The 26,267-nt window shown below is 61.5% G+C and carries 24 protein-coding genes; 10 read left to right on the top strand and 14 right to left on the bottom strand.

Annotation, left to right across the window (positions count from 1 at the left end; all coding sequences use genetic code 11):
- Window positions 1–9: 9 nt before the first annotated feature.
- Window positions 10–930: a LysR substrate-binding domain-containing protein gene (locus AC3A5O_RS03570; protein ID WP_122567544.1), complete on the bottom strand. Its 921-nt coding sequence runs from the start codon at window positions 928–930 to the stop codon at window positions 10–12.
- Window positions 931–1,088: 158 nt separating this feature from the next.
- On the opposite strand from AC3A5O_RS03570, the gene AC3A5O_RS03565 reads away from it, so the two are divergent.
- Window positions 1,089–2,483 (top strand): NorM family multidrug efflux MATE transporter, encoded by a 1,395-nt coding sequence (locus AC3A5O_RS03565; protein ID WP_305471294.1) that lies wholly within the window; start codon window positions 1,089–1,091, stop codon window positions 2,481–2,483.
- Window positions 2,484–2,589: 106 nt separating this feature from the next.
- Here the strand turns inward: AC3A5O_RS03565 and AC3A5O_RS03560 are convergent, their stop codons facing one another.
- Entirely contained in the window at window positions 2,590–4,260 is a 1,671-nt protein-coding gene (locus tag AC3A5O_RS03560) for a putative bifunctional diguanylate cyclase/phosphodiesterase (RefSeq protein ID WP_122567545.1), read from the bottom strand.
- A 272-nt stretch (window positions 4,261–4,532) separates the two neighbouring features.
- On the opposite strand from AC3A5O_RS03560, the gene rep reads away from it, so the two are divergent.
- Window positions 4,533–6,542, top strand: a complete 2,010-nt coding sequence (gene rep, locus AC3A5O_RS03555; protein ID WP_122567546.1) for a DNA helicase Rep — start codon at window positions 4,533–4,535, stop codon at window positions 6,540–6,542.
- A 54-nt stretch (window positions 6,543–6,596) separates the two neighbouring features.
- The gene (locus AC3A5O_RS03550; protein ID WP_109752690.1) at window positions 6,597–7,169 is read left to right on the top strand and encodes a xanthine phosphoribosyltransferase; all 573 of its coding nucleotides are present in this window, start codon (window positions 6,597–6,599) and stop codon (window positions 7,167–7,169) included.
- A gap of 106 nt (window positions 7,170–7,275) precedes the next feature.
- Here AC3A5O_RS03550 and AC3A5O_RS03545 read toward each other — a convergent pair whose 3' ends face one another.
- The 6 genes from AC3A5O_RS03545 to dadA all read right to left on the bottom strand — a co-directional run bounded on the left by AC3A5O_RS03545 (window position 7,276) and on the right by dadA (window position 13,416).
- Window positions 7,276–9,207: an acetyl-CoA hydrolase/transferase C-terminal domain-containing protein gene (locus AC3A5O_RS03545; RefSeq protein ID WP_305468822.1), complete on the bottom strand. Its 1,932-nt coding sequence runs from the start codon at window positions 9,205–9,207 to the stop codon at window positions 7,276–7,278.
- Window positions 9,208–9,342: 135 nt separating this feature from the next.
- Window positions 9,343–9,756 (bottom strand): c-type cytochrome, encoded by a 414-nt coding sequence (locus AC3A5O_RS03540; RefSeq protein WP_122567549.1) that lies wholly within the window; start codon window positions 9,754–9,756, stop codon window positions 9,343–9,345.
- A gap of 183 nt (window positions 9,757–9,939) precedes the next feature.
- Window positions 9,940–10,488, bottom strand: coding sequence for a cupin domain-containing protein (locus tag AC3A5O_RS03535; protein ID WP_003206841.1), 549 nt, complete (start codon window positions 10,486–10,488; stop codon window positions 9,940–9,942).
- A 128-nt stretch (window positions 10,489–10,616) separates the two neighbouring features.
- On the bottom strand, window positions 10,617–11,690 hold the full coding sequence (gene alr, locus AC3A5O_RS03530; protein ID WP_487752857.1) for an alanine racemase: 1,074 nt from the start codon (window positions 11,688–11,690) through the stop codon (window positions 10,617–10,619).
- A gap of 96 nt (window positions 11,691–11,786) precedes the next feature.
- The gene (locus AC3A5O_RS03525; RefSeq protein WP_122567551.1) at window positions 11,787–12,140 is read right to left on the bottom strand and encodes a RidA family protein; all 354 of its coding nucleotides are present in this window, start codon (window positions 12,138–12,140) and stop codon (window positions 11,787–11,789) included.
- Complete coding sequence (gene dadA, locus AC3A5O_RS03520) at window positions 12,112–13,416, bottom strand: D-amino acid dehydrogenase (RefSeq protein ID WP_487752856.1); 1,305 nt, start codon at window positions 13,414–13,416, stop codon at window positions 12,112–12,114. The genes AC3A5O_RS03525 and dadA overlap by 29 nt, the downstream gene beginning before the upstream one ends.
- A gap of 156 nt (window positions 13,417–13,572) precedes the next feature.
- Between dadA and AC3A5O_RS03515 the strand changes: the two genes are divergently transcribed.
- Window positions 13,573–14,061 carry an Lrp/AsnC ligand binding domain-containing protein gene (locus AC3A5O_RS03515; protein ID WP_003206849.1) on the top strand — a complete coding sequence of 163 codons (489 nt, stop codon included), beginning with the start codon at window positions 13,573–13,575 and terminating at the stop codon, window positions 14,059–14,061.
- Window positions 14,062–14,214: 153 nt separating this feature from the next.
- Here the strand turns inward: AC3A5O_RS03515 and AC3A5O_RS03510 are convergent, their stop codons facing one another.
- Complete coding sequence (locus AC3A5O_RS03510) at window positions 14,215–14,568, bottom strand: YkgJ family cysteine cluster protein (protein ID WP_122567552.1); 354 nt, start codon at window positions 14,566–14,568, stop codon at window positions 14,215–14,217.
- A 145-nt stretch (window positions 14,569–14,713) separates the two neighbouring features.
- Between AC3A5O_RS03510 and AC3A5O_RS03505 the strand changes: the two genes are divergently transcribed.
- The gene (locus AC3A5O_RS03505) at window positions 14,714–16,027 is read left to right on the top strand and encodes an NAD(P)/FAD-dependent oxidoreductase (protein ID WP_487752855.1); all 1,314 of its coding nucleotides are present in this window, start codon (window positions 14,714–14,716) and stop codon (window positions 16,025–16,027) included.
- Window positions 16,028–16,160: 133 nt separating this feature from the next.
- On the opposite strand, the gene AC3A5O_RS03500 is transcribed toward AC3A5O_RS03505, so the two are convergent.
- Window positions 16,161–16,406 carry a DUF1127 domain-containing protein gene (locus tag AC3A5O_RS03500; RefSeq protein WP_053126531.1) on the bottom strand — a complete coding sequence of 82 codons (246 nt, stop codon included), beginning with the start codon at window positions 16,404–16,406 and terminating at the stop codon, window positions 16,161–16,163.
- Between the two features lie 179 nt (window positions 16,407–16,585).
- Here AC3A5O_RS03500 and AC3A5O_RS03495 point away from each other — a divergent pair, with 179 nt between their 5' ends.
- Window positions 16,586–18,019 carry an aminotransferase-like domain-containing protein gene (locus AC3A5O_RS03495; protein WP_122567554.1) on the top strand — a complete coding sequence of 478 codons (1,434 nt, stop codon included), beginning with the start codon at window positions 16,586–16,588 and terminating at the stop codon, window positions 18,017–18,019.
- Window positions 18,020–18,080: 61 nt separating this feature from the next.
- Entirely contained in the window at window positions 18,081–19,646 is a 1,566-nt protein-coding gene (locus AC3A5O_RS03490) for a phospholipase D family protein (protein ID WP_487752854.1), read from the top strand.
- A 163-nt stretch (window positions 19,647–19,809) separates the two neighbouring features.
- Here the strand turns inward: AC3A5O_RS03490 and AC3A5O_RS03485 are convergent, their stop codons facing one another.
- Both AC3A5O_RS03485 and AC3A5O_RS03480 read right to left on the bottom strand, forming a co-directional pair.
- Complete coding sequence (locus AC3A5O_RS03485) at window positions 19,810–20,952, bottom strand: MFS transporter (RefSeq protein ID WP_122567556.1); 1,143 nt, start codon at window positions 20,950–20,952, stop codon at window positions 19,810–19,812.
- 302 nt (window positions 20,953–21,254) lie between these two features.
- Window positions 21,255–22,748, bottom strand: a complete 1,494-nt coding sequence (locus AC3A5O_RS03480) for an aldehyde dehydrogenase (protein WP_487752853.1) — start codon at window positions 22,746–22,748, stop codon at window positions 21,255–21,257.
- A 233-nt stretch (window positions 22,749–22,981) separates the two neighbouring features.
- Between AC3A5O_RS03480 and AC3A5O_RS03475 the strand changes: the two genes are divergently transcribed.
- The gene (locus AC3A5O_RS03475; protein WP_122567558.1) at window positions 22,982–23,341 is read left to right on the top strand and encodes a cupin domain-containing protein; all 360 of its coding nucleotides are present in this window, start codon (window positions 22,982–22,984) and stop codon (window positions 23,339–23,341) included.
- Between the two features lie 170 nt (window positions 23,342–23,511).
- Window positions 23,512–23,757, top strand: a complete 246-nt coding sequence (locus AC3A5O_RS03470) for an I78 family peptidase inhibitor (RefSeq protein ID WP_240998492.1) — start codon at window positions 23,512–23,514, stop codon at window positions 23,755–23,757.
- Between the two features lie 75 nt (window positions 23,758–23,832).
- Here AC3A5O_RS03470 and rpmG read toward each other — a convergent pair whose 3' ends face one another.
- Together rpmG and rpmB are read right to left on the bottom strand one after the other, a co-directional pair.
- The gene (rpmG, locus tag AC3A5O_RS03465) at window positions 23,833–23,988 is read right to left on the bottom strand and encodes a 50S ribosomal protein L33 (RefSeq protein ID WP_003177274.1); all 156 of its coding nucleotides are present in this window, start codon (window positions 23,986–23,988) and stop codon (window positions 23,833–23,835) included.
- An 11-nt stretch (window positions 23,989–23,999) separates the two neighbouring features.
- Window positions 24,000–24,233 (bottom strand): 50S ribosomal protein L28, encoded by a 234-nt coding sequence (gene rpmB, locus AC3A5O_RS03460; protein ID WP_003177273.1) that lies wholly within the window; start codon window positions 24,231–24,233, stop codon window positions 24,000–24,002.
- A 438-nt stretch (window positions 24,234–24,671) separates the two neighbouring features.
- Between rpmB and AC3A5O_RS03455 the strand changes: the two genes are divergently transcribed.
- Window positions 24,672–26,258, top strand: a complete 1,587-nt coding sequence (locus tag AC3A5O_RS03455; RefSeq protein WP_305468828.1) for an ABC transporter substrate-binding protein — start codon at window positions 24,672–24,674, stop codon at window positions 26,256–26,258.
- Window positions 26,259–26,267: the final 9 nt, after the last annotated feature.

The following is a 26,267-nucleotide window of genomic DNA, read 5'->3' as shown; positions in this document are numbered from 1 at the left end:
TTCAACGTTTCAGCCCAGGCGCTGTACATCGGGCAGTTGCATGGCCTTGACCTCGCCTTGGAGGAAGTCGCTGAGCCGGCGCAAACGTTCACCTCCCGGCCGGGTTTTCGGCCAGACCAGGTAATAGTGCTCACCGCTGGCGACAGCCGTCGGCCAGGGCAGGCTCAAGCGTCCCTGGGCAACGTCCTCGGCCACCATCAACAAGTCGCCCATGGAAACCCCATAGCCACGCGCCGCAGCGATCATGCCCAGCTCCAGGGTATCGAACACCTGCCCCCCCTTGAGCGAGACCTTGTCGGACAGGCCCATGCGTTGCAGCCAGTTGCGCCAGTCCCGGCGATCCGGCGTCGGATGCAGCAGTTCAGCACTGGCCAACCGCGCCACATCCCAAGGCTGATCGTTCAACAGGTTCGGCGCACCCACCGGGATCAATTCCTCGGGGAACAGCAAACTGGCCTCCCAGTCCGCCGGAAAATGCCCGTTGCCCAGCAATACGGCGCAATCGAAGGGCTCGACGTTGAAGTCCACCGAATCGATGTCCATCCAGGCACTGGTCAGTTGCACCTCGTTGCCGGGCTGCAAATGCCGGAAGCGACTCAGGCGCGCCAACAACCAGCGCATGGTCAACGTGGAAGGCGCTTTCATGCGCAGGATGCCGTCTTCGCCATGCAAGGTGTGGCAGGCCCGCTCCAGCGCCATGAAGCCCTCCCGCACGCCCGGCAACAACAATCGCGCCGCCTCGGTCAATTGCAGGTTGCGGCCGCTGCGCTGGAACAGCCGGCAGGCAAAGTGATCCTCCAGCGTGCGAATGTGCCGGCTGACGGCGCTCTGGGTGATCGACAGTTCTTCGGCGGCCCGGGTGAACGAGCTGTAGCGCGCCGCGGCTTCGAATGCCCGCAACGCATAGAGAGGAGGAAGACGACGGGGCATCGCAAAAGCTCCATGGCGTGGTCTGCAAACCCTACCAGAAACCCGTCCAGCATGAGTTTTAATCATGCCAGCGATCTTTTTTATCCTTTTGTGCAATCCGCCGAGAGCGCCGAGAATCGTCGCTTTACTGCCTTGTTTAAACATGGAGCGTGATGATCATGCAGCATCCGGTGCGTACCGAACTCTGGGCCATCCTGCGGCTGGCGGGGCCGTTGATCGCCTCGCAGTTGGCGCACATGCTGATGGTGCTGACCGACACTGTGATGATGGCGCGCCTGAGCCCTGAAGCCCTCGCCGGTGGCGGGCTCGGGGCGGCCACCTATTCGTTCGTGTCGATCTTCTGCATCGGCGTGATCGCCGCGGTGGGCACCCTGGTCGCGATCCGCCAGGGCGCGGGCGATGTCGAAGGCGCCACCCGGCTGACCCAGGCCGGGCTTTGGCTGGCCTGGTTGATGGCGTTGATGGCCGGGTTGCTGCTGTGGAACCTCAAGCCCGTGCTGCTGATGTTCGGCCAGACCGAAACCAACGTGCTGTCCGCCGGACAGTTCCTGCTTGCGCTGCCGTTCGCCCTGCCCGGCTACCTGAGCTTCATGGCCCTGCGCGGCTTCACCAGCGCCATCGGCCGGGCCACGCCGGTCATGGTGATCAGCCTGGGCGGCACGGTGGCCAACTTCCTGCTCAACTACGCGCTCATTACCGGCATGTTCGGCCTGCCGAAACTCGGCTTGATGGGCATCGGCCTGGTCACGGCCATCGTCGCCAATTGCATGGCCCTGGCGCTGGCCTGGCACATCCATCGGCACCCGGCCTACCGTGCCTATCCGCTGCTTGATGGCCTGTCGCGGCCCAATCGCCAATACCTCAAGGAACTGTGGCGCCTGGGTCTGCCGATTGGCGGCACGTACGCAGTGGAAGTCGGGCTGTTCGCGTTCGCCGCGCTGTGCATGGGCACCATGGGCAGCACGCCGTTGGCGGCCCACCAGATCGCCCTGCAAATCGTCTCGGTGGCGTTCATGGTGCCGGCCGGGATGTCCTATGCCATCACCATGCGCATCGGCCAGCACTACGGCGCCGGGCAGCTGTTGATGGCGCGTCTGGCCGGTCGAGTCGGCATTGGTTTTGGCGCGGCCGCGATGCTGGCGTTTGCCATGGTGTTCTGGCTATTGCCCCATCAATTGATCGGTTTGTTCCTGGACCACGACGACCCGGCGTTCCGCGATGTGATCAACCTGGCCGTGAGCCTGTTGGCGGTGGCGGCGTGGTTCGAGCTGTTCGACGGCACGCAAACCATCGCCATGGGTTGCATTCGCGGGCTCAAGGACGCCAAGACCACCTTTCTGGTGGGCCTGGGTTGCTATTGGCTGATCGGCGCACCGTCGGCCTGGTGGATGGCGTTCCACCTGAACTGGGGACCGACCGGTGTCTGGTGGGGCCTGGCTCTGGGGCTGGCCTGCGCGGCCGTGAGCCTGACCCTGGCGTTTGAATGGAAGATGAAGCGGATGATCAGGCGTGAACCCGGGCAGCAGGGTTTCGAGGTCGTTCAGACTGAATGAGTTTCCCTTGTGGGAGCGAGCTTGCTCGCGATGGCGATAGCCTGTCACATCGACTTTGACTGACACACCGCTATCGCGAGCAAGCTCGCTCCCACAGGGTTTTGGGTCAGCTCATTTCCAGTATGGGCTGCTGATTGCCGTCAAATGTCAGGTACTCAACCAACTCTGGCAACGGCAACGGCTTGCTGATCAGGAAACCCTGCACCTGGTCGCAACCGAAACCGCGTAGCAAATCCAATTGTTCCTGGGTTTCCACACCTTCGGCCACCACCTCCAGGTTGAGGTTGTGGGCCAGGTTGATCATGGCGTGCACCAGTTTGCGGTTCTCTTCGCGCTGCTCCATGCCGCCAACGAAGCTCTTGTCGATCTTGAGCAAGGCGATCGGCAGGCTATTGAGGTGCACGAATGAGGAGAACCCGGTGCCGAAGTCGTCCAGGGAGAAGCGCACCCCCAGGCGGCCCAGGGCATCCATGGTCTGCTTGACCAATTCGCTGCGGCGCATGACGGCAGTTTCGGTGAGTTCGAACTCCAGCCATTGCGCCTCGACACCTCGCTCGGCAATCAGCCGGCTCAAGGTCGGCAACAACTGGCTGTCCTGGAACTGCCGGAACGACAGGTTGACCGCCATGTGCAACGGCGCCAGCCCCCGTTCGCGCAGAGCCTGCATGTCCCGCAGCGCCCGGGAAATCACCCAGTAGCCCAGCGGCACGATCAGGCCGCTCTGTTCAGCCAGCGGCACGAACTCACTCGGTGGCAGCAAGCCGCGTTCACCATGACGCCAGCGCACCAGGGCTTCAAGGCCGACGATGTGGCCGCCATCGAGGTCCAGCCGCGGCTGGTAATGCAGCTCCAGCTCGTCGCGGCGCAGTGCCCGGCGCAGTTCGCTTTCCAGGTCGGCAAGGCTGCGGGCATTGCGATTGATACGTTCGTTGAAGATATGAAAGGTGCAGCCCTGGGTGCTCTTGGCCTGCTGCATGGCGATGTGGGCATGCCACATCAGCGGATCGGCACCAGCCTGGGCGCGAGCATGGGCAACCCCCAGGCTGCAGCCGATCAGCAGGCTTTCGCCGTCCACCCAATAAGGCTCGGCCAATGCTTCGGTAATCCGCTCGGCCATCCACTCGGCCCGCTGCGGTGCGCGACGGGTGTCGATCAGCAAGGCGAATTCATCGCTGCCCAGCCGCGCCAATTGATCGCCGGCCTCGAGTGAACCCTTGAGCCGCGACACCACTTGCAAGATCAAGCGGTCGCCGGCCTGGTGGCCGAGGGCGTCGTTGGCGTGGCGAAAGTTGTCCAGGTCCAGGTGACCGAGCGCCAGGCCACGGCCGTCGTTTTCCGCCAGGCGCGCCGCCAGCAAGGTCTGAAAGCCCTGGCGATTGGCGATGCCCGTCAACGGGTCCTGTTCGGCGAGGCGCTGCAAGGTGTTTTCCAGCACGCCGCGCTCGCGCACATGGCGCAGGCAACGACGCAGGGTCGCACTGTCGAGCACGTCGCGTACCAGCCAGTCGCTGACGCCGTCGGGGGCAGCCGCCGGCTCGTGCTCAAGCAACAGGATGGTCGGCAGGCTGCAACGGCCCGGCGCTGGTTGCAACGCCGCTACGGTCAACAACACCGCGTTGCGATTGTCTTCGAACAGGCTGCTGACTGACTCCCAGCTCGGGGCGCTGATCAACACGACCGAGGGCCCCATGGGCACCAGGCACTCGCGCAATATTGCTGACCACTCTGGCTCTTGGGCCAATAACAGCAAACGCAAGGGTTCGACAGGCGTTGACAAGCTGACTCCCTAGACTCTGCAAGGTGGTAGGCGCCGGGCATTATGACCTGCCGATGGGCAATGACCAATGCCAACGGTTCTCAAACACGCGCTTTCGGTGGTTTTTCCCGCTCCAAATGCCGCGCAGGACCCAATTGGTTCCACATCCTGCGTGAAAGTGGCAGAAGCGGCAAATGACAATCCTGTGTGCGTCACAAGTCGGACAGAGCAGCACAATTCTCAGAGCCTGTTAAAATGCCGGCCCATTTCGCAAACGACTCCCTGACTCTGTCATGTCCCGACTCAATCCCCGGCAGCAAGAAGCCGTGAACTATGTCGGCGGCCCTCTTTTGGTGCTCGCCGGTGCAGGCTCCGGCAAGACCAGCGTAATCACCCGCAAGATCGCGCACCTGATCCAGAATTGTGGCATCCGCGCCCAATACATCGTCGCCATGACCTTCACCAACAAGGCCGCCCGGGAAATGAAAGAGCGGGTCGGCGGCCTGTTGCGCGCCGGCGAAGGTCGCGGCCTGACGGTGTGTACCTTCCACAACCTGGGCCTGAACATCATCCGCAAGGAGCATGCGCGACTGGGCTACAAACCGGGCTTCTCGATTTTCGACGAGACCGACGTCAAGGCCCTGATGACCGACATCATGCAGAAGGAATACTCGGGCGACGACGGCGTGGATGAGATCAAGAACATGATCGGCGCCTGGAAAAACGACCTGATCCTGCCGCCCGAAGCCCTGGAAAACGCCCGCAACCCCAAGGAGCAGACCGCCGCCATCGTCTACACCCACTATCAGCGCACGCTCAAGGCGTTCAATGCGGTGGACTTCGACGACCTGATCCTGTTGCCGGTCAAGCTGTTCCAGGACCACGCCGACATTCTCGAAAAATGGCAGAACAAGGTCCGCTACCTGCTGGTGGACGAATACCAGGACACCAACGCCAGCCAGTACTTGCTGGTGAAGCTGCTGATCGGCAAACGCAACCAGTTCACCGTGGTGGGCGACGACGACCAGTCGATCTACGCCTGGCGCGGCGCGCGGCCGGAAAACCTGATGTTGCTCAAGGACGACTACCCGTCGCTCAAAGTGGTGATGCTGGAGCAGAACTACCGTTCCACCAGCCGCATCCTGCGCTGCGCCAACGTGCTGATTTCCAACAACCCCCACGAGTTCGAAAAACAACTGTGGAGCGAGATGGGCCACGGCGACGAGATCCGTGTGATCCGTTGCCGCAACGAAGACGCCGAGGCCGAGCGCGTGGCCATGGAAATCCTCAGCCTGCACCTGCGCACCGACCGGCCGTACAGCGACTTTGCGATCCTCTACCGCGGCAACTACCAGGCCAAGCTGATCGAGCTGAAACTGCAGCATCACCAGATCCCCTATCGCCTGTCGGGGGGCAACAGCTTTTTCGGACGCCAGGAAGTAAAGGACCTGATGGCCTACTTCCGCCTGATCGTGAACCCGGACGACGACAACGCCTTCCTGCGGGTGATCAACGTGCCGCGCCGGGAAATCGGTTCGACCACCCTGGAAAAACTCGGCAACTACGCCACCGAGCGCAAGATCTCGATGTACGCCGCCACCGATGAAATCGGCCTGGGCGAACATCTGGACAGCCGCTTCACCGATCGCCTGGCGCGCTTCAAGCGCTTTATGGACAAGGTCCGCGAACAGTGCGCCGGGGAAGATCCGATTTCAGCGCTGCGCAGCATGGTGATGGACATCGACTACGAGAACTGGCTGCGCACCAACAGCTCCAGCGACAAGGCGGCCGACTACCGCATGAGCAACGTCTGGTTCCTGATCGAGGCATTGAAGAACACCTTGGAGAAAGACGAAGACGGCGACATGACGGTGGAGGACGCCATCGGCAAACTCGTGCTGCGGGACATGCTCGAGCGCCAGCAGGAAGAGGAAGAAGGCGCCGAAGGCGTGCAGATGATGACGCTGCACGCCTCCAAGGGCCTGGAGTTTCCCTACGTGTTCATCATGGGCATGGAAGAAGAAATCCTGCCGCACCGCTCCAGCATCGAGGCCGACACCATCGAGGAAGAACGGCGCCTGGCCTACGTCGGTATTACCCGGGCACGCCAGACGCTGGCCTTCACCTTCGCCGCCAAGCGCAAGCAATACGGCGAAGTGATCGACTGCGCCCCCAGCCGCTTTCTCGATGAGCTGCCGCCGGACGACCTGGCCTGGGAAGGCAACGACGACACGCCGACGGAAGTCAAAGTCGTTCGTGGCAACAGTGCCCTGGCGGATATACGCGCAATGTTAAAGCGCTAGAATTGATTACTTTTTACCGACTTCAGGCGCTGACGCGTCATCAGAGGAGGCTTCATGGAAGCCCTGCACCAGAAAATTCGTGAACAAGGCATCGTGCTTTCCGATCAGGTCCTGAAAGTCGACGCTTTCCTGAACCACCAGATCGACCCGCAATTGATGAAGCTGATCGGCGACGAATTCGCCGCGCTGTTCAAGGATTCGGGCATCACCAAGATCGTCACCATCGAAGCCTCGGGCATTGCCCCGGCAATCATGACCGGGCTGAACCTTGGCGTACCGGTGATCTTCGCCCGCAAGCAACAGTCCCTGACCCTGACGGAGAACCTGCTGTCGGCCACCGTGTATTCGTTCACCAAGAAGACCGAAAGCACCGTCGCCATCAGCCCACGTCACCTGACCAGCAGTGACCGGGTGCTGATCATCGATGACTTTTTGGCCAACGGCAAAGCTTCCCAGGCGCTGATTTCCATCATCAAGCAGGCCGGCGCCACCGTGGCAGGCTTGGGGATCGTGATCGAGAAGTCGTTCCAGGGCGGCCGCGCGGAACTGGATGCCCAGGGTTATCGCGTCGAGTCGTTGGCTCGGGTGAAGTCGCTGGCGGACGGCGTTGTCACCTTCATCGAATAACCCTGTGCCTCCTGTGGGAGCGAGCTTGCTCGCGATAGCGGCCTATCAGACACATTTTATGTAACAGATACACCGCTATCGCGAGCAAGCTCGCTCCCACAGAGTTTCAGGCTGGTTGTTGCGCAGTGGTCTTGAGACCGGCGAGCAACAACCGCTGGGCCAGCTCTTCTTTCAGTCCCTCGGGGCTCGCCAACTGCATCCGCTCCAAATGCTCGGGAAACGCCGAAGGCTCCGGCGCATCCAGCGCGGCCTTGCCCAGCTCCAGGATCTCGGTGAGCTTGAACTTGCTCTTGAGCCAGTTCAGCGCTCGCAACAGATCCCGCTCTATTGCGTCGAAATCACAACCCAGCGGGTATTCGGGAAACAGATTCGGATGCCGTGCCTGGATCGCCTGCAACCGCTCCGATGTGTTGTCGGCGAACCGCGGATCGAGGCGGAAATCCTTCGGCAACTTGCCGGCTTTTTGCGCCTGCTCGATCAGCCCGGGCTGGAAGCGTGAATCGCTGATGTTCAGCAATGCTTCGATCACCGCGGCGTCGGTCTTGCCGCGCAGGTCGGCGATGCCGTATTCGGTCACCACGATGTCGCGCAGGTGCCGAGGAATCGTGCAATGACCGTACTCCCAGACAATGTTCGAGCTGATCTCGCCCCCGGCCTCGCGCCAACTGCGCAGCAGCAGGATCGAACGCCCGCCTTCCAGCGCATGGCCCTGGGCAACGAAGTTGTACTGCCCGCCCACGCCGCTGAGCACCCGCCCGTCTGCCAACTGATCGGCCACCCCGGCCCCCATCAGGGTCATGGTGAAGACCGTGTTGATGAAACGGGCATCGAGGCGCTGCAGGCGCTTGAGCTGCTCTTGGCCGTACAGCTCGTTGATGTAGCTGATGCGCGTCATGTTGAATTCGAGCAGACGGCTCTGCGGCAACTCGCGCAGGCGCTCATAAAAACTGCGCGGACCGAGGAAGAATCCGCCGTGTATGCAGATACCGTCGGGTTGTGCCGCCTCGTCGAGGGTCCCGGCGTTGGCCCGTTCCTGGGTCGGCTCGTCGGGGTAGACCTTGCGCCGGATGATCCCGGCCTCGGCCAGCACCAGCAAACCGTTGACGAACATTTCACTGCAACCGTACAGCCCTTTGGCAAACGGCTCGACCCCGCCCTCGCGCTCGATCAGTTGCGCCCACTGGCTAAGGTTCAGGTCCGCCAGCAGCGCCTGGTAACCGGCGTTATCGGCTTGGCGCGCCAGTAACGCCGCCGTCAAGGCATCGCCCATGGCGCCGATGCCGATCTGCAGCGTCCCGCCGTCGCGCACCAAGGTACTGGCGTGCAAGCCGATCAAATGGTCCTGGAAGCCCACCGGCATGTTCGGCGTGGAAAACAATGTGTGGCTGTCTTTCTCGTCGATCAACAGGTCGAAAGCGTCGATGCCGACTTCCGCGTCGCCCGGCATGTAGGGCAAATCGTTGTGCACCTGGCCGACCAGGAGAATCGTCTCCCCGGCCGCCCGGCGCTTGGCGATCATCGGCAGCAGGTCGAGGGTGATGTCCGGGTTGCAGCTCAGGCTCAGGCGATCCGGGTGTTCCGGGGCGCTCGCCACCAGTTGCGCCACCAGGTTCAAGCCGGCGGCGTTGATGTCCCGGGCCGCATGGCTGTAGTTGCTGCTGACGTAGTCCTGCTGGGCCGACGCGCTGTGCAGCAGGCTGCCAGGCTGCATGAAAAACTGCTCGACCCGTATGTTGGCCGGCAGGCTGTCCCGGTGCAGGTCGGCCAGGTAATCCAGCTCCGGGTAATCACCGAAGATCCGTTCGATAAAGGGTTCGAGGAAGCGCTTCTGCAAACCATCGCCCAGGTTCGGCCGACCCAGGCTCAGGGCGGTGTAGATCGTCAGCTGTCGCTCGGGCAGTTGGGCGATGCGCCGGTACAGCGCGTTGGCGAACAGGTTGGGCTTGCCCAGCCCCAGGGGCATGCCGAGGTGAATATGCGCGGGCAGGCGCTCGAGCACGTCATCCACCGCCTGTTCGATTGAACACAACTGCACCATCGGACCCTCCAGGACATTCCATGAATGTGGGTTGGACCGAGCTTGCCGGGTCTTGGTTGCGATGAACAGCCCCGAAAAATCCCGGGCGCAAAAAAGCCGCTCGTAAGCGGCTTTTTTGTGAAGGATGTCGGCGTATTACAGGCCAGACATCTCTTTGATGGCGCCCTTGAGGTCGTCATCCGAGCAGTCGGCGCAGGTGCCTTTTGGCGGCATGGCGTTAACGCCGGTGATGGCCTTGGCCAGGATGCCGTCGAGACCGCCCTGATGATCGGCGCGCTCTTTCCAGGCAGCCTTGTCACCGATTTTCGGCGCGCCCAGCAGGCCAGTACCGTGGCAAGCATTGCAATGTTTTGCAATCACGTCAGCCGGCTTCTTGGCACCGCCAGCGCCGCCAGCCGAAGCCACCACTTCCATACCCTTGCATTCCTTGCCCTGGACGCAGACCTGGCCGACGGGTTCAAGGCGCTTGGCGATTTCGTCGTTCGGCGCCGCTTGAGCGGTCGCAGCCCATAGGGCCAATACGGTTGCTGGTGCAGCCAGCATTTTCATAATTAGGTTCACGCGTACACCCTCAATGGTGGCTAGTCACGCCTGCGGCCACGGTTTGCAGGCGGGCGCAAGTATAGCGGTAAGCCTGTCACTCTGAAACAACCCCAAAGTCGCAAGGGTCTTGTTTGTCATGACAGCCCAACAAGTGGGCGCCTTTGCCACGCGGGCCTGGCGCCTCTTGGTCTAGAAATTGGCCGGTGTGGCTGCGCTGATCAGTCGCGCCGGCACGTCGAACGGATTACGGAAACGGTGGGGCTTGGTGCTTTCGAAATAGTAGCTGTCGCCAGCTTCAAGCACGAAGGTTTCGACACCGACCACCAATTCCAGCCGCCCTTCCACCAGGATCCCGGTTTCCTCGCCCTCATGGGTGAGCATCTCTTCACCGGTATCGGCACCCGGCGGATAGATCTCGTTGAGAAAGGCAATCGCCCGGCTCGGATGTGCTCGGCCCACCAGCTTCATGGTCACGGCGCCATCGGAGATGTCGATCAGTTCGTTGGCTTTGTAGACGATCTGAGTCGGTTTTTCCTGAAGGATCTCTTCGGAGAAAAACTCGACCATGGACATGGGAATCCCGCCAAGGACCTTACGCAGCGAACTGATCGAGGGGCTGACGCTGTTCTTCTCGATCATCGAAATAGTGCTGTTGGTGACGCCCGCGCGCTTGGCGAGTTCACGCTGGGAAAGGCCTTTGAGTTTACGAATGGATTGCAGTCGTTCACCGACGTCCAATGCTGGAGCCTCCAGGGAATCAGGTTGTGTGGAAAGTGACCGTTATCATGGCGACAGCGTTCAGTATTTACAACACTTTGACCCGAATCCTGTGCGGTGAAGCGACTTTCGGTAGGTTACGCTTTGTGTCAGGCCCCGGAATAGAGCCGTGGCACCCGCCGAAGGTTGCAGAAAATCTGATAGGGAATCGTGTCAGCGGCCTTGGCGACGTCACTGGCGAGGATGTTCTTGCCCCACAACTCCACGGTCGAGCCGAGCCCGGCCTGGGGGACATGGGTCAAGTCGACAGCCAGCATGTCCATCGACACCCGGCCGACCAGTTGGCTGCGCTGTCCATCCACCAGCACCGGGGTCCCGGTGGGCGCCTGGCGCGGGTAGCCGTCGGCATAGCCCATGGCAACCACGCCAACCCGAGTCGGTTGCGTGGTGACGAAGCGGGCGCCATAGCCCACCGGTTCGCCGGCGGGCAATTCGCGCACGCTGATGATTTTCGACTCCAGGGTCATCACCGGTTGCAGGCGCGAGGCGACGGCATTGGGCTCGTCAAAGGGCGTGGCCCCGTAGAGCATGATGCCCGGGCGCACCCAGTCGCTGGGTATCTGCGGCCAGCCTAGCACCGCCGGTGAGTTGCGCAGGCTGATCTGCGCCACCAGGCCCTGGCGGGCCTTGTCGAATATCGCCAGTTGCTCGGTGCTGCTGGGGTCGTGCAATTCATCGGCACGGGCGAAGTGGCTCATCAAGACAATCTTTGCCACGTTGCCGCTGGCGAGCAGGCGACGGTAGGCCGCCTGGTAATCCGCCGGATGCAGGCCGACCCGGTGCATGCCGGAATCGAGCTTGAGCCAGACCGTGATCGGCTGGCTCAGCGCGGTTTTTTCAATCGCTTCGAGCTGCCACAACGAATGCACCACGCACCAGAAATCGTGCTCGACGATCAACGGCAGCTCATCGGCTTCAAAAAAACCTTCCAACAGCAGGATCGGCCCACGGATCCCGCCGGCCCGCAGTTCCAAGGCTTCTTCGATACAGGCCACGGCGAACCCGTCCGCCGTGTCCTGCAGGGCCTCGGCGCAACGCACCGCACCGTGTCCGTAGGCGTCGGCCTTGATTACCGCAAGGGCCTTGGCCGCCGTGACTTCGCGGGCCAATTGGTAGTTGTGACGCAGGGCTTGGAGGTCGATCAGGGCACGGGCAGGACGCATGGCGGCAGGCTTCTAGGCGGTCATGAATAAAAAACCGACGCGGGCTGGCAGGGTGGACCAACCACAGCGCCGGAAGAGGGATCGTTTAGGCCGGAACTAAGGCAGCGCAGCCACGACGGACAGCTCCACCAGGATCTCTGGCTCACACAGCTTGGCTTCCACCGTGGCCCGGGCCGGGGCAACGCCTTTGGGCAACCAGTTGTCCCAGATGGCGTTCATGCCTTCGAAGTGGGCCTCGATGTCCTTCAGGTAGATCGTCACCGATAACAGCCGCGTCTTGTCGGTCCCGGACAAATCCAGCAAACGCTCGATATTGGCCAGGCATTCACGAGTCTGCTGTTCAATACCGGCGTTCATGTCGTCGCCGACCTGCCCCGCCAGGTAAACGGTGCCGTTGTGCACAACAACCTGGCTCATGCGGTCATTGGTGAGCTGGCGCTGGATTGACATGTTTTGCAGACTCCTGGGGTTTGCTGCCATAACGGGAAATATCGAGACCTTCGGCGCTGATCTGCGGCTTTTTCTTCGCCATCAGGTCGGCCAAAAGGCGACCGGAACCACAGGCCATGGTCCATCCGAGGGTGCCGTGGCCGGTATTCAGAAACAGATTCTTGAACGGTGTGGCACCCACGATGGGCGTGCCGTCGGGGGTGGTCGGGCGCAAGCCGGTCCAGAAACTGGCCTGGGTCAGATCGCCGCCCTGAGGATAAAGGTCGTTGACGATCATCTCCAGGGTTTCGCGCCGACGTGGATTGAGGGACAGGTCAAAACCGGCGATTTCCGCCATGCCACCCACGCGAATGCGATTGTCGAACCGGGTGATCGCCACTTTGTAGGTTTCGTCGAGAATGGTCGAGGTCGGGGCCATCGCCGGGTTGGTGATCGGCACGGTCAGGGAGTAGCCCTTGAGCGGGTACACCGGCGCGCGGATCCCCAACGGCTTGAGCAGTTGCGGTGAGTAGCTGCCCAGGGCCAGGACGTAGCGGTCGGCGGTTTCCAGCTTGCCGTCGATCCAGACACCGTTGATGCGGTCACCGGCAAAGTCCAGACGCTGGATGTCCTGGCCGAAGCGGAATTGCACACCCAGCTTCACCGCCATTTCCGCCAGGCGCGTAGTAAACATCTGACAGTCGCCGGTCTGGTCATTAGGCAGGCGCAAGGCACCAGCCAGGATGTCGGTGACATTGGCCAGGGCCGGCTCGACCCGGGCGATGCCTTCACGGTCGAGCACTTCGAATGGTACGCCAGACTCTTTCAATACAGCGATGTCTTTTGCCGCGCCATCGAGCTGGGCCTGGGTGCGGAACAGCTGTGTAGTCCCGAGGCTACGCCCTTCGTAGGCAATGCCGGTTTCGGCGCGCAGCTCGTCGAGGCAGTCACGGCTGTACTCGGACAGGCGCACCATGCGCTCCTTGTTGATGGCATAGCGGCTGGCGGTGCAATTGCGCAGCATCTGGGCCATCCACAGGTATTGATCGATGTCGGCAGTGGCCTTGATCGCCAGTGGCGCATGGCGTTGCAGCAGCCACTTGATGGCCTTGAGCGGCACGCCCGGCGCGGCCCACGGCGAGGCATAACCCGGCGACACCTGGCCGGCGTTGGCGAAACTGGTTTCCATGGCAGGCGCTGGCTGACGGTCGACCACCACCACTTCAAACCCGGCACGGGCCAGATAATAAGCACTGACGGTACCGATGACGCCGCTACCCAAGACCAGAACGCGCATGTTGATGCCCTCATCGCGGATGATCCGCTGACGTTTGTTGTACATAGCTTTGATGGGCGCAGTGTAAAAAAGATCAGCCAGTGCTTTTCACTATATAAACACCTATATTTGGCGAGAATTCTCGGCAAAACCCCTTTTCATGGAGGCGCATCACCTGTGCGTACCAACACCCAGACCAAACGCGAGCTGGACAAGATCGACCGCAACATCCTGCGGATTCTCCAGGCGGACGGACGGATCTCCTTCACCGAGCTGGGGGAAAAGGTCGGCCTTTCGACCACGCCCTGTACCGAGCGGGTCCGGCGCCTGGAGCGCGAGGGCATCATCATGGGCTACAACGCCCGGCTCAATCCGCAGCACTTGAAGGGCAGCCTGCTGGTGTTTGTCGAGATCAGTCTCGACTACAAGTCCGGCGACACCTTCGAAGAGTTCCGACGCGCCGTGCTGAAATTGCCTCACGTGCTGGAATGTCACTTGGTGTCAGGAGATTTCGACTATCTGGTGAAGGCGCGGATTTCCGAGATGGCGTCGTACCGCAAGCTGCTGGGGGATATCCTGCTCAAACTGCCCCACGTGCGCGAATCCAAGAGCTACATCGTGATGGAAGAAGTGAAGGAGAGCTTGAACCTGCCGATTCCGGATTGAGTCTGGCTCAAGGCAATGGTTATCTGGACGGCCGCTTTCGCGAGCAAGCTCGCTCCCACATCGTGCGGCAGTGAATACCTTCTTGTGAGCAATGAAGATCCATTTGTGGGAGCAAGCTTGCTCGCGAAGGCCGCGACTCGGTATCGCTGCCTGCTAGACCAACACCTGCCGGGTGCTGGCCATGTATTCATGAATCTGTTTCTCGACCCGCGGATGGATCAGCTCCACCGGCCGCCGGCCATTGGGGCAGGGCAAGGTCGCCGTGGTACCAAACAGTCGGCAGATCAGCGGCCGCTCGTCGTAGACCGTGCAACCGTTGGGCCCCAGGTGCACGCAGTCCAGGGCTTCCAAGGCCGCGTCCTGTTCGGCGCGGGTCTTGCGGGGCAAGCGGGCCATTTCCTCGGGCGAGGTGGTGACCGGACCGCAGCAGTCATGGCAGCCCGGTACGCACTCGAACGTGGGAATCTGCTGGCGTAGCGTGCGGATTTTTTGACTGTTGCAGCTCATCGAGGCGGTTACCGAGAGGGACAAACCGGGATTCTGCCTTAAAGGCCGAGAGCCAGACAGCGCCAACCGACCGGTGTTGCCCAGAAAGGAATCCCCGGCTTATGCTCCGTAAAATTTCTCAAACACAATAATCAGGATTACGCACATGAACGCCCGTGTTCAGCAACCCGCCCCGAACCACGCGCACGCCGCCTCCTACTACGCCGCCAGCAGCCTGCCGCAACCGGACCATCCGCTGCTGCAGGGTGAGTTGCGGGCGGATGTCTGCGTCGTCGGCGGCGGGTTCTCCGGGTTGAACACGGCGATCGAACTGGCCGAACGCGGCATGAGCGTGGTGCTGCTGGAAGCGCACCGGATCGGCTGGGGCGCCAGCGGGCGCAACGGCGGGCAATTGATCCGTGGCGTCGGTCACGGCCTCGACCAGTTCGCGCCGATCATCGGCACCGATGGCGTGCGCCAGATGAAACTCATGGGTCTTGAGGCTGTGGAAATCGTCCGACAGCGCGTCGAGCGTTTTCAGATCCCGTGCGATCTCACCTGGGGCTACTGCGACCTCGCCAACAAACCCAGCGACCTGGAAGGCTTCGCCGAAGACGCCGAAGAATTGCGCAGCCTGGGTTATCGCCACCCAACCCGACTCCTGCAAGCTGATGAAATGCACAGCGTCGTGGGTTCGGATCGCTACGTCGGCGGACTGATCGACATGGGTTCGGGTCATTTGCATCCGTTGAACCTGGCCCTGGGCGAAGCCGCCGCCGCGCAGCAACTGGGGGTCCGGCTGTTCGAACAATCGGCGGTCACACGCATCGACTACGGCCCCGAGGTGAAAGTGCACACCCATCAGGGCTCAGTCCGCGCCAAGACCCTGGTGCTGGGCTGCAACGCCTACCTCAATGGACTCAATCCGCAACTCGGCGGCAAAGTCCTGCCGGCCGGCAGCTACATCATCGCCACCGAACCCTTGAGCCAGGCCCAGGCACAGGCGCTGTTGCCGCAGAACATGGCCGTCTGCGACCAACGGGTGGCACTGGATTACTACCGGCTTTCGGCGGATCGCCGCTTGCTGTTTGGCGGGGCCTGTCACTATTCCGGCCGCGACCCGCAGGACATTGGCGCCTACATGCGTCCGAAGATGCTCAGGGTGTTCCCGCAACTGGCGGATGTGAACATCGATTATCAATGGGGCGGGATGATTGGCATCGGCGCCAACCGTTTGCCGCAGATCGGCCGGCTCAAGGACCAGCCCAATGTGTATTACGCCCAAGCCTATTCCGGCCACGGGGTGAATGCCACGCACCTGGCCGGCAAACTGTTGGCCGAAGCCATCAGCGGGCAGCAGAGCAGCGGTTTTGACTTGTTCGCCCAGGTTCCGCACATGACCTTCCCGGGTGGCAAGCATTTACGCTCACCGCTGTTGGCGCTGGGGATGTTGTGGCATCGATTGAAAGAGTTGGTTTAAAGAACTTCAGCACTACGGATGACGCTATCGCGGGCAGGCCTAGCTCCCACAGGTCAATTTCAAATCTGTGGGAGCAAGCAAATCTGTGGGAGCAAGGCTTGTCCGCGATAGCAATCTCAGGACCCACACCGCTTCAAAGCCGCCAGAATGGTTTGAGCCCCTCCTCCCGCGCCTGCTCCCGACTCAGCCCGACGTCACGCAACTGTTCGGGTGTAAGTTCCAGCAAGGCCTTGCGTGTATGCAGACGATGCCAGAACAGGGCCCAGCGGCTCAGGCCGGACGGCGCATTGCGCAATGTCGCGCTACGCAGCCCCTTCTCCTGCCCTGCCGCCAGTTCCTGACTGTGTAACGTCAGCCGCACATCGCTCAAGCCGTTCATTTTGATCGCTCCTGTTTACTTGGGTAGCCAGAGGTTTCATGATGCGCGGACGACCGAAAACGATACAGATTCAACCAGTTTCTTTTATAAGCATACAGATTCGATATTTACGGCACTGAATCGTCATTTTCCACCTCAACTGTATCGGTTGCAGTTGTCCACCTCATCGGGAGCGCACCATGACCCTCTACGTGAACCTCGCCGAACTGCTCGGCACCCGCATCGAACAGGGCTTCTACCGCCCCGGCGACCGGCTGCCGTCGGTGCGGGCATTGAGCACGGAACATGGGGTCAGTTTGAGTACGGTGCAGCAGGCCTATCGCGTGCTGGAGGACAGTGGACTGGCGATGCCTAGGCCCAAGTCCGGCTACTTCGTACCCGTGGGCCGCGAATTGCCGGACCTGCCGGTGGTAGGCCGGCCGGCCCAGCGCCCTGTGGATATTTCCCAGTGGGACCAGGTGCTGGAACTGATACGCGCCGTACCGCGCCCGGATGTGGTGCAGCTGGGACGCGGCATGCCGGACATCAACTCACCGACCATGAAGCCGCTGCTGCGCAGCTTGGCGCAGATCAGCCGCCGGCAAGACATGCCCGGCCTGTATTACGACAACATCTACGGCAACCTCGCACTGCGCGAGCAGATCGCCCGGCTGTCGCTGGACTCTGGCTGCCAACTGGGGCCCAACGATCTGATCATCACCACCGGCTGTCACGAAGCTCTGTCGGTCAGCATCCGCGCCACCTGCGAACAAGGCGATATCGTCGCGGTGGACTCACCCAGCTTTCACGGAGCCATGCAAACCCTCAAGGGCCTGGGCATGAAGGCCTTGGAAATTCCCACCGACCCACTCACCGGCATCAGCCTGGAAGCACTGGAACTGGCCCTGGAACAATGGCCGATCAAGGCCATACAGTTGACCCCCAGCTGCAACAACCCGCTGGGCTACATCATGCCCGACGCCAATAAACGCGCGCTGCTGAACCTGGCACAGCGCTTCGACGTGGCGATTATCGAAGATGATGTGTATGGAGAATTGGCCTACACATACCCTCGCCCACGCACCATCAAGTCCTTCGATGAAGACGGCCGCGTCCTGCTCTGCAGTTCATTTTCCAAGACCCTGGCGCCTGGCCTGCGCATTGGTTGGGTCGCGCCAGGCCGGTACCTGGAGCGGGTGCTGCACATGAAATACATCAGCACCGGCTCCACCGCGCCACAGCCGCAGATCGCCATTGCCGAATTTCTCAAGGGCGGGCATTTCGAACCCCATTTGCGGCGGATGCGCACGCAATACCAGCGCAATCGCGACGTGATGATCGACTGGGTCAGCCGCTACTTCCCTTCGGGCACTCGTGCCAGTCGCCCACGGGGCAGTTTCATGCTGTGGATCGAGTTGCCCGACGGCTTCGACACACTGAAGCTCAATCGGGTCCTGCTGGAGCAAGGCGTGCAGGTCGCCGTCGGCAGTATTTTTTCGGCATCGGGCAAGTACCGCAACTGCCTGCGGATGAACTACGCTGCCAAGCCAACGGCCCAGATCGAAGAGGCCGTACGCAAGGTCGGAGCCGCCGCTATCGCGCTGTTGAACGAAACCCAGCGCGACGTCGTCTGAACTTTATCCAGGGAAGCAGCACCCAACAGCCGATCAATGTGAACAAGCGGAACGATCCTACGTGAGATCCAGACCGATCCTGCCTGCGCTACTGTTAGTCGCCTCACTGCTGAGCGGCTGCGCCGGTCTTGATATCACCCGTGAGCCCTCCCAGGCCATGCCGGCCACCGAGTCCTCGTTCGGCCGCTCGGTCCAGGCCCAGGCCGCTTCCCATGAAGGGCGCTCGGGCTTTCGGCTGCTGTCGGACAGCACCGAGGCCTTCACCGCTCGGGCCGAGCTGATTCGCCACGCCCAAGGCAGCCTGGATTTGCAGTACTACATCGTCCATGACGGCATCAGCACGCGGATGCTGGTGGATGAACTGCTCAAGGCCGCCGACCGGGGGGTGCGCGTTCGGATCCTGCTGGACGACACCACCAGCGACGGCCAGGATCAGATCATCGCCACCCTCGCCGCCCATCCGCAAATCCAGATCCGCCTGTTCAACCCACTGCACTTGGGACGCGCCACCGGCGTGACTCGCAGCCTCGGACGCCTGTTCAACCTGTCGTTGCAGCACCGGCGGATGCACAACAAGCTGTGGCTGGCGGACAACAGCATGGCCATCGTCGGCGGTCGCAACCTGGGCGATGAGTATTTCGACGCCGAACCCAACCTGAACTTCACCGACATCGACCTGCTCAGCGTCGGGCCGGTGGCCGAACAATTGGGCCACAGCTTCGACCAGTACTGGAACAGCGCCCTGAGCAAACCCATCGAACAGTTCCTGTCCCATCGCCCCACGCCCAAGGACCTGGCCAACAGCCGCCTGCGCCTGCAAGAATCCCTGGAACAAACCCACAAGGAAAACCACGCGCTCTACCAGCAGCTGACCGCCTACAAGACCCAACCGCGCCTGGACACTTGGCGCGACCAGTTGATCTGGGCTTGGAACAAGGCGCTATGGGACGCGCCCAGCAAGGTGCTGGCCAAGGACGAACCGGACCCGCAGCTGTTGCTGACCACCCAACTGGCCCCCGAGCTGACGGGCGTGCGCAAAGAACTGATCATGATTTCCGCCTACTTCGTCCCCGGCCAGCCAGGCTTGGTGTACCTGACCAGTCGCGCCGATGCCGGCGTGTCGGTGAGCCTGCTGACCAACTCCCTGGAGGCCACCGACGTGCCCGCCGTGCACGGCGGCTATGCGCCGTACCGCAAGGCCCTGCTGCAGCATGGCGTGCGCCTGTTCGAGTTGCGCCGACAACCGGGCGATTCCGGCAGCAGCCCGCACCTGTTCTACAGCAAATCCTACGGCGAATCGGACTCCAGCCTGCACAGCAAGGCGATCATCTTCGATCAGCAGAAATCCTTCATTGGCTCGTTCAATTTCGACCCGCGCTCAGTGCTGTGGAACACCGAAGTCGGGGTGCTGGTCGACAGCCCTGAACTCGCCGGCCAAGTGCGTGAACTGGCCCTGCAAGGCATGGCGCCGGCCCTGAGTTATCAGGCCAGGCTGGAAGATGGAACGCTGGTATGGACCACAGAAGACAACGGCAAGATCCACGACCTGGCCCGCGAGCCGGGCAGCTGGTGGCGCCGGTTCAATGCCTGGTTCAGCACGACGATCGGGTTGGAGCGGATGTTGTAGGTCTGCACAAACCTCTGTGGCGAGGGGATTTATCCCCGCTGGCGCGCGAAGCGACCCTAAAAAAGGGTGATCTGCACCGATCCGACTGGCTGGATTCAGATTTTTGGGACTGCTGCGCAGTCCAGCGGGGATAAATCCCCTCGCCACAGGGGTTCCGGGATATTCAGGCGGGTTGGGTGGCCCCAAACGCCCCTTGACGCAACAACAGGATCACCAGCCCGAACGCCCCGGCCGCCATGAACAAAGGCAGTGCATGTCCGCTGACCCATTGGCTGCCCGCCCCCGCCACCAGTGGACCGATCAGACAACCGAGCCCCCACAGTTGCGCGACATGGGCGTTGGCCCGCACCAGCGCATCGTCACGATAACGCTCGCCGATCAGGATCAGCGACAACGTGAACAAACCGCCCGCGCTTGCGCCGAACAGCACCCACAGCGGCCAGATCAACAACGTATCGATCAGCAGCGGAACCGCCAGGCTCGATAACATCAGCGCCACCGCGCACCCGGTCAACAGGGCCCGGCGAGACACGCGATCGGCCAGGGCGCCGATGGGCAACTGCAGCAAGGCATCACCGACCACCACGGTGCTGACCATCGCCAACGCAATGTCGGCCGTGAAGCCCTGGCGCAGGCAATACACCGGCAGCAACGTGAGGATCATCGCCTCGAACGCAGCGAACAACGAGACCGCCCAGGCAATCGCCGGCAAACCTCGGCAAAACGTCCACAAATCGCCGAACGTGACGCTGCCGGCCTCACTGCTCGGCGCACCGCTACGACCCAGCAACAGCAAGGGTGCGACCAACAGCAGGCCGACACCCACCCAGAACCCGTAGTCATGATCGGTCCCCAGCGCGCCCAGCAGCAGCGGGCCGGATAGCTGGCTCAGGGCGTAGCTGCTGCCGTACAGCGCCACCAGCCGTCCACGCCATTTTTCAATGACCAGTTGGTTGATCCAGCTCTCACCCAGAATGAACACCAGAGTCAGAACCACGCCAATCATCAGGCGCAGCAGCAACCAGACCGGATAGCTGGGCAGCAGCGCCAGCAACCCGATGGACACCGCGCCACCCCACAGGCACAGGCGCATCAACGCCGCCGTGCCGAACCGCGCCGCCAGCCGGCTCGATACCTTGGCCCCGAGCAACACCCCCACGGCCGGCATGGCAGCCATCACGCCAATGGCGAACGAGCCATAGCCCCAGCCCTCCAGGCGCAGCGACACCAACGGCATGCTCACGCCCAGGGCCAGGCCGACGCTCAGGACGGACGCCAGCACGGCGAAATAGGTTGCCCAACGCATTTCCACGCTCCTGTGGAGGGTTATCAATCTCAGCCATCACCCAAAACCACTGTGGGAGCGAGCTTGCTCGCGATGGCGGAGCAACATTCAACAAAGTCGTCGTCTGTCATACCGCTATCGCGAGCAAGCTCGCTCCCACAGGGGATTTGTGTTGGCCGCCAATCTTCCGCTCATCCCGACCAATTTGGGAGCGAGCTTGCTCGCGATGGTGGCGCGACATTCAACAAATTCGTCGACTGTTGTACCGCTATCGCGAGCAAGCTCGCTCCCACAGAGGGAATCAGTACTGCATGGCGCCCCTGTCAGAGCTTGATCCAGGTCGACTTCAGCTCGGTGTATTTGTCGAACGCATGCAGCGACTTGTCGCGACCGTTGCCCGACTGCTTGAAGCCACCGAATGGCGCGGTCATGTCGCCGCCGTCGTATTGGTTGACCCATACGCTGCCGGCACGCAGGGCCTTGGCGGTCAGGTGAGCCTTGGAAATGTCCTTGGTCCACACCGCTGCGGCCAGACCATACGGCGTGTCGTTGGCGATTTCGATGGCCTGCTCGGCGGTGTCGAAAGCGATGACCGACAACACCGGGCCAAAAATCTCTTCCTGAGCGATTTTCATGGCGTTGCTCACACCGTCGAAAATCGTCGGCTCGACATACGTGCCGCCGGTTTCTTCAAGGATGCGCTTGCCACCGGCCACCAGTTTGGCGCCGTCGCTGTGACCGGCCTCGATGTAGGACAGCACGGTGTTCATCTGCTGGGTATCCACCAGCGCGCCGACGTTGGTGGCCGGGTCCAGGGGATTACCCGGTTTCCAGCCCTTGAGGGCTTCGATCACCAGCGGAAGGAACGTGTCCTTGATGGAGCGCTCCACCAACAGCCGCGAGCCGGCGGTGCAGACTTCGCCCTGGTTGAAGGCGATGGCGCTGGCGGCGGATTCGGCCGCGGCTTGCAGGTCCGGGGCATCGGCGAACACGATGTTCGGGCTCTTGCCGCCGGCTTCCAGCCAGATGCGCTTCATGTTCGATTCGCCGGAGTAAATCATCAGTTGCTTGGCGATTTTGGTGGAACCGGTGAACACCAGGGTATCGACGTCCATGTGCAGGGCCAGGGCCTTGCCGACGGTATGACCGTAGCCCGGCAGCACGTTCAGCACACCTTTCGGAATGCCGGCCTCAATCGCCAGTGCGGCAATGCGGATGGCGGTCAGCGGGGATTTTTCCGAGGGCTTGAGCACCACCGAGTTACCGGTGGACAGCGCCGGGCCGAGCTTCCAGCAGGCCATCATCAAGGGGAAGTTCCACGGCACGATAGCGCCCACGACGCCCACCGGCTCGCGGGTCACCAGGCCCAACTGATCGTGGGGGGTAGCCGCCACTTCATCGTAGAGCTTGTCGATGGCTTCACCGCTCCAGCTCAACGCTTGAGCTGCACCGGGAACATCGATGTTCAAGGAGTCGCTGATCGGCTTGCCCATGTCCAAGGTTTCGAGCAGTGCCAGCTCTTCGGCGTTCTGCTTGAGCAGGCCGGCAAAACGGATCATGGTCGCTTTGCGCTTGCTCGGCGCCAGGCGCGACCAGACACCAGAGTTGAAGGTGGCGCGGGCATTTTCGACAGCACGCTGGGCGTCGGCCACGTCGCAGCTGGCGATCTTGCCCAGCACACGGCCATCGACCGGGCTGAGGCAATCGAAGGTTTCGCCGGACACCGCATCGGTGTACTCACCGTTGATGAAGGCGCGGCCTTCGATCTTCAGGGCGCGGGCGCGTTGTTCCCAATCGGTACGAGTCAGGGTGGTCATGCGTGTGTCCTCCTCTTATTGAGTACGAACGCCGCGCAATGCGCAGCGCTCAAAAGAATTCTGCCCGGCCAGCTGTTTTCGGCGCCGTTTTCGGCTTAGGGCACCCGCCACCCTAAACCAGCGGCTGGTCATGTTTCAATATATTTGACACAACAGTGGCAAACGGCCTTGCGATGTTCGTTTTAATAAACATAGACTCGAGGCCTTCCACACGATCACTGGGGATCACCCGCATGAGCATTCAGGACATCGTCGACTTCAGCCAGGCCAATACCACCGCCGAACGTTATCGCCCGGATCCGGCCAAGGTGTTCAAGGGCGATCCCGAGCAAACCGTGTTCAACCACTACAGCAGCCCCTGCGGCCAGATGAACGCTGGCGTATGGGAAGGCGCCGTCGGCCAATGGATGGTCAATTACACCGAGCATGAATACTGCGAGATCGTCCAGGGCGTTTCCGTGCTGCGGGACAACGATGGCAACGCCAAGACCCTGCGGGCCGGCGACCGCTTCGTGATCCCGGCCGGGTTCAAGGGCACCTGGGAAGTGCTGGAGCCGTGCCGCAAGATCTATGTGGTGTTCGAGCAGGCCTGAACCACACCGTAAAAGACCGTGACACTTAATCATTGGTCAATAACCGCGGTGACGATTAAAACCTGCCATAGGCACCGCGCAATTTATCCTCACAGCGGGACGCGCAGGATGCGCGACCCACCCAACCGGTGAGTGCCTTAACTTTTTAACTATCAGCAAGGAAGCTAGAAATGCCTAATCAAAACGACACCGTTGTCGTGCCGACGCCAAACGATCAGTGCGATATCGCTATCGCCCAGTACACCATTGGCCAAAAATACACCCCTGAGCTGCGTGAAGAAGTTCGCGCCCTGGCCAACGGAGCCCCGGTTCGCCCCGCAGGCCCAAAACACCCGATAACCTACGATCTGCGCCCGCGCCGCATCAACCTTGTAACCGATGCCGACGGCATTATCATCGGCATTAAATGCGGTTGATCCACAAGATCCAAACGCAACAAAAAAGGCCCGTATCTCGCGATACGGGCCTTTTTTGTAAGACGGAAAAATCAATTACTTGATTTTGCCTTCCTTGTAGATCACGTGCTTGCGAACAACCGGATCATATTTCTTGATCTCGATTTTGTCCGGGGTAGTACGCTTGTTCTTGTCGGTAGTGTAGAAGTGACCAGTACCGGCGCTCGAGATCAAACGAATCAATTCACGCATGATTAGCTCCCTTAAACCTTGCCATCGCGACGAAGTTCGGCCAGCACGACACTGATGCCACGCTTGTCGATGATACGCATGCCCTTGGCAGATACGCGCAGACGCACAAAACGTTTCTCTTCTTCAACCCAGAAGCGGTGATGCTGCAGGTTCGGCAGGAAACGACGACGGGTTTTGTTGTTTGCGTGGGAAATGTTATTCCCAGTCACCGGACCCTTACCGGTAACTTGACAGACTCTCGACATGCCTCAGCCCTCTAAAACCACATGCCCAACCCGGCATGGGTTGGCCGCTTAATCTCTCAGTCATTTGGCGCCAGGCGCCGCGTTTCTTTAAGGGTCTTACCGGCTACACCTACAGTGAAGGAACCGGGCCCCTAGAAAAGAGCGCTGCTTTATACCAGAAAGACCACAGCGCAACAACAGCCGATGTGATTTGTCTTCCTGGAGAAGCATCGACTAACCGCCCCGGACGGCGGGGGCAGAGGCTGGCACGGCCCCTGACCGCTCGTCGCTGCACGCAGGTTTTTTTCACGCGCGTGCAGGTTCTGGCCATCCACACCGTCGCCGCAGCGTGCCGGAAAATGCAAAAAGGGGATAGTCATTTGGCAGCGAGCCCACTAGGGTAGGCCTTTTCCAGACTGCACTCGCAGATGGGCCTTCGACTTGCACAGGAAACCGACCATGCGCCTCGCTGCCCTACCGTTGTTGCTCGCCCCTCTGCTGATCACCCCGCAGGCCTTGGCCGCCGCCCTGAGCGTCTGCACCGAAGCCAGCCCGGAAGGGTTCGATGTCGTCCAGTACAACTCCCTGACCACCACCAACGCCTCCGCCGACGTGCTGATGAATCGCCTGGTGGATTTCGATACCGCCAGCGGCAAGGTGGTCCCCAGTCTGGCCGAGCGCTGGGAAGTCTCCACCGATGGCCTGACCTACGTGTTCAAGCTGCGGCCACGGGTCAAGTTCCATCACACCGATTACTTCACGCCGCGCCGCGACCTGACCGCCGAGGACGTGAAGTTCAGCTTTGAGCGCATGCTCGACCCGGCGAACCCGTGGCACAAGGTGGCGCAAAGCGGCTTCCCCCACGCCCAGTCCATGCAATTGCCGGTGCTGATCAAGAAAATCGACGCCCTGGACCCGCTGACCGTGCGCTTCACCCTCGATCACGCCGACTCGACCTTCCTGGCGACGTTGAGCATGGGCTTTGCCTCCATCTATTCAGCCGAATACGCCGATCAGTTGATGCAGGCCGGCACACCGGAGAAACTCAACAACCAGCCGGTCGGCACCGGCCCGTTCATTTTCAACCGATTCCAGAAAGACGCTTCGATTCGCTACAAAGCCAACCCGGATTATTTTGGCGGCAAGCCCCAAGTGGACCCCTTGATCTTCGCCATCACGCCGGACGCCAACGTGCGCCTGCAGAAATTGCGCCGCAACGAATGCCAGATCGCCCTGTCGCCCAAGCCACTGGACGTGCAGGCCGCCCGACAGGAAGCGACCCTGAGCGTGGCCCAGACCGAAGCCTTCATGACCGCGTTCGTGGCGATCAACAGCCAGCACCCGCCACTGGACAAGCCTGAGGTGCGACAAGCCATCAACCTGGCGTTCGACAAGGCCAGCTACCTCAAGACCGTCTTCGAAGGCACCGCCGAAGCCGCTAACGGCCCTTACCCGCCTAACACCTGGAGCTACGCCAAAAGCCTGCCCGGCTACGCCCATGACCCGGCGAAGGCCCGTGACCTGCTGGCCAAGGCCGGTTTGAAGGAAGGCTTCAAGACCACGATCTGGACCCGTCCCTCCGGCAGCCTGCTCAACCCCAATCCGAGCCTTGGTGCGCAGTTGCTGCAATCGGACCTGGCGGAAATCGGCATCCAGGCCGAAATCCGCGTGATCGAATGGGGCGAACTGATCCGCCGCGCCAAGGCCGGCGAACATGACCTGCTGTTCATGGGCTGGGCCGGTGACAACGGCGACCCGGACAACTTCCTCACGCCGCAGTTTTCCTGCGCGGCAGTCAAATCCGGTACCAACTTCGCCCGCTACTGCAACCCGGACCTGGACAAACTGATCAGCGCCGGCAAGACCACCGGCGAACAAGGTGTGCGTGCCAAGCTGTACGAGCAGGCCCAGGCACAGATCCAGCAGCAGGCCCTGTGGCTGCCCCTGGCCCACCCCACCGCCTTCGCGCTGACCCGCAAGGATGTGCAGGGTTATTCGGTGAGCCCGTTTGGGCGGCAGGATTACGCCAAAGTCAGCCTCAAGTAACCCCGCCCC

Source organism: Pseudomonas sp. Soil_N_39 (genome assembly GCF_057655955.1).
The sequence above is the reverse complement of the archived record's forward strand: the minus strand, read 5'-3'. Positions and strand labels throughout refer to the sequence as shown.